This is a genomic window from Bradyrhizobium sp. MI1.3 (genome assembly GCF_055811695.1).
Genome location: NZ_JBVVPQ010000023.1, coordinates 104,874 through 109,905, shown reverse-complemented (window position 1 = coordinate 109,905; position 5,032 = coordinate 104,874). Strand labels below are relative to the sequence as shown.

The following is a 5,032-nucleotide window of genomic DNA, read 5'->3' as shown; positions in this document are numbered from 1 at the left end:
TACCGAACTCGCTTTCCACGGCATCTACACCTCCCGCAGAACAAAAGCGGAAAGTGTAACCCATGTGTCCGGTACGAACTGTCACCTATGTCTCGGGTCGCTCATCGTCGTCGGTAATTTCGGAGGCGATTCGGCGCTTCCACTTCGCCCGGGGCTTCTTCAAGTACCCCTCATCGTTCTTCCAGGACGATTTTCGGACCTTCGCGTATTGGTCTAGGTAGAGCTGGGCCAGTTCATCGAATGTCAGGCGCTCCCGCTTGGGGCGATTCGCGCGCTTCTCCGCAGCGGGGTCGGCGCCGTTTGCCACGGTTCCCAGCAGGATCTTGGCTTGGGTTCGAGCGGCCTCCGGGGCAATCTTGCCCACGGCCGCCAGGGTGAGCCGGCGAACGGGCGCGGTCCGGCCGGTTCCGGCCCGGTAAACGACGATGAATGACTTGGCCCCAGTCGGTCGGACGCGCACCCCGAACCCGGGAAGCTTGGCGTCCCATACCGTGTATTCGGACGCCTGCTTTTCGAGGCCGTCGACGAGAGTTTTGGTGATGGTTTGACCGCTCATTTGTCCTCCGGGAAGCACGGGGGAAGCACCGCGGCGCCAATCACAGCAGGTGATGGATGGCACGAGGTGAGGGAGCGGGCGATTTCAAGGCCGCGACTGAGGCCTGGGATGGTGCCGGATGGTGGGTGAGGGACTAGCTGGTATGTTTTGGGTACTGCAGGTCGTTGGTTCGAATCCAGCTGCCCCGACCAGTCCGGAGGTGGGTCGGAACCGCACCAGAGAACAACAGCCCGTCGGCGAGGCGCCAGGCGATCCAGGCGAGAGCGCAGCAGCCGAGCATGGTGCGCGTTCAGTGCCGATGCCCGGAGCTGCCAAAGCCCTCCAAACCCTCGGCGCTCATTCCCTGCCCAACGCGACTTCTGCGCGATTTTTCAAGCCATTGGGCAGATCGGGCGGTGCGGAAATCGTAAAACTTTGTCGAACCTTTTGTCGTCGCCATGCACGTATAGGTGTTGGGGGATTTCAGCGCCCAATGCCTAACGGGCGCCGCCAAGCGATGATATTCCGCTTGCGCGGCGTTACGCTTTTCCGACCATCAGTTCGTCGCGTACCAGCCGAACGGAAACGGCAGGAACGGCCAGGCCAGCTGATTGTCGTTGGCGGCCTTCCGCGGGTCTTGCTCCGGCGTCTTCGCGGGCAGAGCAGGCGGCGTCGAACGCAGCGCCAAGCGCACACATGCACATTGCAAATTCATCGTGGTGGCCCCCGCCCATTAATAGTTTTCAAAAATTTGCGTCAGCCTGGAAATAACCGCACGTCCTCAAAACGACGCGCTCATTCTCAAATCACACACAGTCTAGGAAAATCGGCGACCGCTTTCAACCGGTCTTGCCGCGCGCGCACAGGAAGTAAGGTTGATCGGTTAGGTTAAGGACGAGCGGTTGTTGCGGCCGTCTTCGTGACTGTTATCAGATCGGTCCGGCTCGCGACGGCTGCCTGAAATTCGTGCTCACATGATATCACAGTTCGTCGCAGTGCTCGTATCCTGTGAGTTCTGCATCATGTCTTTCGATCGCAACGTCCGAACCATCGGTCCGCAGGCGAGCTGGACCGAGATCTGGCATCTCTGGACCGTGTTCGTGCCGCGCCGCTCGATCAACGGGCAGCTGGTTTACGGCAAGGTCTGGCGCCGCCACGACGGCCGCGACTGGATCTACTAGAAATTCACCGAGTACGACAGCGAAGCGGCAGCCTGAAGCGGCGTCGCTGTCGTCCGGCGCGGTATCGCTGCCCCCTCAAGCGGCCTTTGCCGCGGCAGGCTTGGGCGGCGGCGGCTTCAGCGGCTTGTCCTGCCTCTTCGACCAGGAGATGTAATAGGCCACTGTCGTCATGATCGCGATGCCGGCGACGCTGACGAAGATCTGCGCGAACAGCGAGCCCGAGCTCATCGACAGCTCGAAATGACCGACGAAGGACAGGAACACGCCGACGCAGAACACGGCGAGCGACTGCTGGCCGCATACGATGATGGGATCGAACCCTTTCCATTCCAGGCCCGGCCAGTCCTTCGGCACGAAGCGGATCACCAGGATCACGATCACGACGAAGTGGATGAAGCGGTAGGGCGCAAGGTTGGTCTTGTCGTTCGGGTTGAACGCCGAGAACAGCCATTCCGGGAACATGCCGCCGAGGGTCGGGAAACGGCCAGCCATGGTCATGACCAGCGCAAACAGCATGTAACCGAGACAGAGCCAGAGCGTGACCGGCGCATTGATCAGCGCCATCGAGCGCCGCGCGCCGCCCATTGCGCACCAGGCGCCGAACACGAACAGCACCTGCCAGCAATACGGGTTGAAGTACCACTGTCCGGCCGGATAGGCGTTCAGGTTCAAGCCGAAATGGCGCGCGGTCAGCCAAAGCACGATGGACAATGCCATCGTCAGGTCCGGCTTGCGCAGCATGAACCACAGCACCGGCGGAAACAGCCCCATCAGCACAATGTAGAGTGGCAGCACGTCGAGATTGAGCGGCTTGAAGCGCAGGAACAGGCCCTGGCGCAGCGTCTCGGTGGCATTGTCGACCAGGCCGGCGACGTTGAACTCGTTGATCATCTCGGAATCGCCGAAGCGCAGCGCCAGATAGCTGATCGAGGCGATGTAGATCACGAACAGGATGATATGGGCGACGTAGAGCTGCCAGACCCGCTTGGTCAGCCTCGTGGCGCCGACCAGGAAGCCGCGCTCGAGCATCATCCGTGCATAGACGAAGGAGGCGGTGTAGCCGGAGATGAAGACGAACAGATCGGCGGCGTCGGAAAAGCCGTAATTGCGGGTGGTGATCCAGTTCACCACGTTGTCGGGGATATGGTCGAGGAAGATGGCCCAGTTCGCAATACCGCGAAACAGGTCGAGCCTGAGGTCACGGCCCTTTTCGGGGAGCGTGGCGTTGATGTTCAGGAAGGACATGCGACGGGAGCTTTCGGAGGGGACGGACAGGTGGGCGTCAACGAAGCAGGGCCGCCGGGCGAGATCCCGGCGCGGAAGGCGGGTACGCAATTGTCACGATGCAGCATAATGATTATACCCGTCGGCGAGGCATCCCGGGGGCCGGAATCACGGATCAGTTCCCTAAAGGTGTCTCTATACTATGCCCGCGGTTTCCACCAACTGCTACCGTGCCGCATCGAAATCGAACGAAAAGACGAACAAGAGGCCCGGACCATCCATGACCGCACGCATTTTCAAGCCCGCCAAGAACGCGATGCAATCCGGCCGGTCCAAAACCAAGGAATGGCAGCTCGACTATGAGCCCGAGCAGCCGCGCGCGGTCGAGCCGCTGATGGGCTGGACCTCGTCCGGCGACATGAAGCAGCAGATCACGCTGCACTTCCACAGCAAGGAAGAGGCGGTCGCCTATTGCGAGCGCAAGGGCATCGCCTACCAGGTGATCGAGCCAAAGGAATCGGTGCGCCGTCCGGTCGCCTATGCCGACAATTTCTCGTTCCGCCGCGGCGAGCCTTGGACGCATTGAGGGCGGGCCACGCGTCGAGACTCTGGTCATGCCCGGGCTTGCCGTCTTCGCTGAAGCTTCGCCGGCCCAACACCGAATGCCCTGCGAAGCCTTGGTGGAGCCGGGTCCCGGGCATCCTTGTTTTTAGCCCCGCGTGAAAGCCCGCGGCTGGCCGGAATAAGCCCGGGCAACCACGCGGGTTCTTCCCATCGTCCTGCCCTTGGCAGCCATTCCGCTCCGTGCTTCGCTGCCGCGCAAGACAGGCTCATGGCGAGGTGGGGGTATGGCCGGGCGTGACCAGCTCGACGGCGTCGATCTGAAAATACTCTCCGAGTTGCAGCAGGACGGGCGGGTTCGCAACAATGAGCTGGCGCTGCGCGTCGGGGTGTCCGGGCCCAACTGCGTCAGGCGGTTGAAATCGCTGTTCAGCCGCGGCGTGATCCGGGCGGTGCGCGCCGTCATCGACGAGCGGCTGCTCGGCTACGAGGTGGTGTCGTTCGTCTCGATCCAGCTCGGCAGCCAGGCCCAGCCGGTGCTGGCGGCGTTCGAGAGCTCGATCGCCGCGATCCCGCGCATCCAGCAGTGCTGGCGGATTTCGGGCGACACCGACTATCTTCTCAAATGCGTGGCGCCGAGCGTCGAGAGCATGCGCCAGCAGCTCCTGCATTTAGCCGCGATGCCGAACGTGAAGAACGTCCGCAGCTTCCCGGTGCTGGGCGTAGCGAAGGACGTGCCGCTGCCGTTGCAGAAGATCGCGGCGGCAGGATAGTTCGGCGGCAACTGTCCCAGAACGTAGCTCGCACAACGACATCCAAACGTCTGAAGGCGCGGGGGTTATTCCCTTGCTGGGATAGAAGTTCGGATAAGGCGGATAAAAAGATAAGTAACTCACCTAACTGTGACATGTGATTTGGGAAGTCCTGCAATGCGCCGAGCCGTGATTGCCGGTTCCTGGCGCCGGCCTACATGCGAGGTGTGAACCTCAGCCTGCATCGCATGCCGAGGCCTCTTTTGTGGGACCCTGAAGCAGGAAAAGACAACATGACCTCGATCTCGAAGACGTTCGTCGCATCCGCTGCGACGCTGTTTGCATCTGCGTTTCTCATGATGACCGCGCCGGCTGCCCAGGCAGAAGACTACTGCATCACCAATGGCGCCCAGGCCGCGCATGGCTGCGGATATCCGACGATGGAGGCCTGCCGGGCGGCGGCCGGCGGCATCGGCGGCTCGTGCTCGCAGAGCGGCGGCGCGAAGACGTCGACAGACGCGCTGGCCTTCCAGCCGAAGCAGACGCACTCGCGCACCAAGCTGCGCCCGGGCGGGCAGACCAACTCGAACTGATCGAGACCGGTTTCGAAATGTTGCGGCCTCCGAGTTTGGTAAAGGAGGCCCCCACCGCCCCACACCCCCCCCGGGTGGGGGCCCCCCCCCCCCCCCCCCGGGGCGGCCCGGCCCCCCGGGGGGGGGGGGCGGGGCGCCGGCTCGGCCCGCGACCGCGCGACCATGGCATGGAAGGCGTCTTCGAGG

Annotated in this window: 7 protein-coding genes; 4 read left to right on the top strand and 3 right to left on the bottom strand. The window is 62.7% G+C overall.

Translation table 11 applies throughout. The annotated features are described in order from the left end of the window. Window positions 1-85: 85 nt before the first annotated feature. Together AC0L3A_RS18925 and AC0L3A_RS18920 are read right to left on the bottom strand one after the other, a co-directional pair. Window positions 86-556, bottom strand: coding sequence for an Arm DNA-binding domain-containing protein (locus AC0L3A_RS18925; RefSeq protein WP_473254952.1), 471 nt, complete (start codon window positions 554-556; stop codon window positions 86-88). Between the two features lie 535 nt (window positions 557-1,091). Continuing rightward, window positions 1,092-1,223, bottom strand: a complete 132-nt coding sequence (locus tag AC0L3A_RS18920; protein WP_256375792.1) for a hypothetical protein — start codon at window positions 1,221-1,223, stop codon at window positions 1,092-1,094. Between the two features lie 334 nt (window positions 1,224-1,557). Here AC0L3A_RS18920 and AC0L3A_RS18915 point away from each other — a divergent pair, with 334 nt between their 5' ends. Then, a complete protein-coding gene (locus tag AC0L3A_RS18915; protein WP_473254951.1) occupies window positions 1,558-1,716 on the top strand; it encodes a hypothetical protein in 159 nt (52 codons plus the stop codon). 75 nt (window positions 1,717-1,791) lie between these two features. Here the strand turns inward: AC0L3A_RS18915 and AC0L3A_RS18910 are convergent, their stop codons facing one another. After that, on the bottom strand, window positions 1,792-2,961 hold the full coding sequence (locus tag AC0L3A_RS18910; RefSeq protein ID WP_007591348.1) for an OpgC domain-containing protein: 1,170 nt from the start codon (window positions 2,959-2,961) through the stop codon (window positions 1,792-1,794). 259 nt (window positions 2,962-3,220) lie between these two features. Between AC0L3A_RS18910 and AC0L3A_RS18905 the strand changes: the two genes are divergently transcribed. The 3 genes from AC0L3A_RS18905 to AC0L3A_RS18895 all read left to right on the top strand — a co-directional run bounded on the left by AC0L3A_RS18905 (window position 3,221) and on the right by AC0L3A_RS18895 (window position 4,846). Next, the gene (locus AC0L3A_RS18905) at window positions 3,221-3,526 is read left to right on the top strand and encodes an ETC complex I subunit (RefSeq protein ID WP_007591346.1); all 306 of its coding nucleotides are present in this window, start codon (window positions 3,221-3,223) and stop codon (window positions 3,524-3,526) included. A 262-nt stretch (window positions 3,527-3,788) separates the two neighbouring features. Then, a complete protein-coding gene (locus tag AC0L3A_RS18900) occupies window positions 3,789-4,274 on the top strand; it encodes an Lrp/AsnC family transcriptional regulator (RefSeq protein ID WP_354128212.1) in 486 nt (161 codons plus the stop codon). A gap of 272 nt (window positions 4,275-4,546) precedes the next feature. Then, window positions 4,547-4,846 carry a DUF3551 domain-containing protein gene (locus tag AC0L3A_RS18895; RefSeq protein ID WP_007591343.1) on the top strand — a complete coding sequence of 100 codons (300 nt, stop codon included), beginning with the start codon at window positions 4,547-4,549 and terminating at the stop codon, window positions 4,844-4,846. Window positions 4,847-5,032: the final 186 nt, after the last annotated feature.

Coding starts and splice junctions, on each gene's coding strand:
- AC0L3A_RS18915 (WP_473254951.1), top strand. CDS start 1,558: ATGTCTTTCGATCGCAACGTCCGAACCATCGGTCCGCAGGCGAGCTGG.
- AC0L3A_RS18910 (WP_007591348.1), bottom strand. CDS start 2,961: ATGTCCTTCCTGAACATCAACGCCACGCTCCCCGAAAAGGGCCGTGAC.
- AC0L3A_RS18925 (WP_473254952.1), bottom strand. CDS start 556: ATGAGCGGTCAAACCATCACCAAAACTCTCGTCGACGGCCTCGAAAAG.
- AC0L3A_RS18895 (WP_007591343.1), top strand. CDS start 4,547: ATGACCTCGATCTCGAAGACGTTCGTCGCATCCGCTGCGACGCTGTTT.
- AC0L3A_RS18905 (WP_007591346.1), top strand. CDS start 3,221: ATGACCGCACGCATTTTCAAGCCCGCCAAGAACGCGATGCAATCCGGC.
- AC0L3A_RS18900 (WP_354128212.1), top strand. CDS start 3,789: ATGGCCGGGCGTGACCAGCTCGACGGCGTCGATCTGAAAATACTCTCC.